This is a genomic window from Xanthovirga aplysinae (assembly GCF_009711365.1).
GTDB classification, from domain to species: Bacteria; Bacteroidota; Bacteroidia; order Cytophagales; family Cyclobacteriaceae; genus Xanthovirga; species Xanthovirga aplysinae.
In genome coordinates this window covers 1-1,847 of sequence record NZ_SMMB01000479.1, presented here as the reverse complement: position 1 = coordinate 1,847, position 1,847 = coordinate 1, and the positions used below count along the sequence as shown (strand labels likewise).

1 protein-coding gene is annotated in these 1,847 nt (G+C 35.4%); it reads left to right on the top strand.

From position 1 onward, the window contains the following. Positions 1–47 precede the first annotated feature (47 nt). Positions 48–1,178, top strand: coding sequence for a hypothetical protein (locus E1171_RS01950; protein ID WP_155203554.1), 1,131 nt, complete (start codon positions 48–50; stop codon positions 1,176–1,178). Positions 1,179–1,847: the final 669 nt, after the last annotated feature.

The window sequence follows — 1,847 nt, the reverse complement described above, 5'->3', positions numbered from 1 at the left end:
ATTTAATTTGTAAATTTCAACTTACATTAAAACCAAATTTTTTTACTATGAAATTAAAATTTCAAAAATTAATTGCAACCAGCTTGTCAGCTGCATTTTTTTTAACTGCCTGTAATCCTGATGAAGATTTCTTGGATCCAACTAATGATTTATCATCACAAAATAGGATTGCCAATTCAGAATCAATCATTGATGTAAACCAATCTGATCTTCTAGCAAGGCTATCTCTTAATCCCAATATAGAGGGTTTGGTAATTGATGAATTCCCTATAGACCTAGCAAGTGCAGTTGAACCGAGTGAATGTGCTCCCACGGCTTTTAACGATGTAATTAGCCAGTCCGTTAGTAGTAATATAGATCAATTGGGACAGGACTTCTACGATTTATACACAACAATAAATCAACTCTATACTTTTATAGATGAAGATCCCCAATATTTTGGAGCCAATGGAGAATACAACAATTTCATTAAACAACGAGTAAAAAACCTGGAGAAATTTTGGGACATGAAGGGTGAAATTACCGTAAGAGGTCAGCACAATAGCACGCTGAACGACAGAGACAAAATTGCCTTGGTTTATATAAACTTCGCTGGTCTTTCTGAAGAAGATGCATATGCCAACGCGGATGATTTATTAGCTATCAATGAAGCCAGTACGTTTTTACCAGAAAGCCCTTTAATGTCTTTTGATGGATTTGCAACTTCCGGGGATCTTATTGTGATTGGTGATGGACTTGTAGAATTAGCTTCGGCTGCCGGAGTTGAAGACAAAGTAGTTTGGTCAGGAATTATGGCACATGAATGGGCACATCAAATACAATTTGATCATTTTAGCCTTTGGTATCCTAACGGAGCTGCAGACAATGAGCCTGAAGCTACAAGAACCACCGAGTTAGAAGCTGATTTTATTGCAGCTTATTATTTAACTCATAAAAAAGGAGCTACCTACAACTGGAAAAGAGTTGAAGATTTCTTTGAATTGTTCTTCAACATTGGAGATTGCAGCTTTACTAGCCCTGGCCACCACGGAACACCTGTTCAACGTTTGAGAGCTGCCGAGGCAGGTTTCCAATTAGCACAAGATACTTTTCCTAAGGGTCATGTTTTAGATGTCAATGAAGTACATGAGATCTTCTTAAACCAATTAGACGGAATCGTTTCAGGGGATTCTTTATAAAATTTCAGTCACCTTTTAGGAAGAATAAGAAGACACAACTTATTAATTTCCCAAAGAAAGAGGTATTATTTAAGCCTGTGAAAATGATTTCACAGGCTTTCTTAATATAAAAAGATTTACTTCCTAGGAATTTTACTAAACGGATGAACCTTGGAGGGGCGCTCCCTTTTAAATTTATCTAAGGGCAATTTTAGAGCTTGTTTAAGAATTTTATTGAAGCGTGAAAAGAAAACGAATCCCTTCAAATTTTTTAATTGAAGAAAACGATAAAAATGATAGCCAAAGCGTCAAACTAACACCTTAATCCAATGAGACGAAAGGCTTCGGTGGAAACAATAAAGCCATTAGGAAAAACGACATTATATTACTGATCCTTTGGGATTAATAATGAGGGTAATAGTTCGTCCTGCCAATGAATCTGATTCCAAATGGGCTATTAAAGGGCTAAAATTTATTTCTCTCTAATACTCATAAAGGTTATACTGGCTGATAAAGCCTACTTTAAATCAGAAGAAAAAAATGATTTAACAGATTTAAATGGAGTTTAGAAATAAGTTCCCGGCCTAAAAACACTAAAATGACTTGTGCCAGAACCTATTCGATGGGTCATAGAATAAAGTTTTGCTTGGAATAACTTCTTCAAAAGATTAGTAAAAGATCATGAAAAAA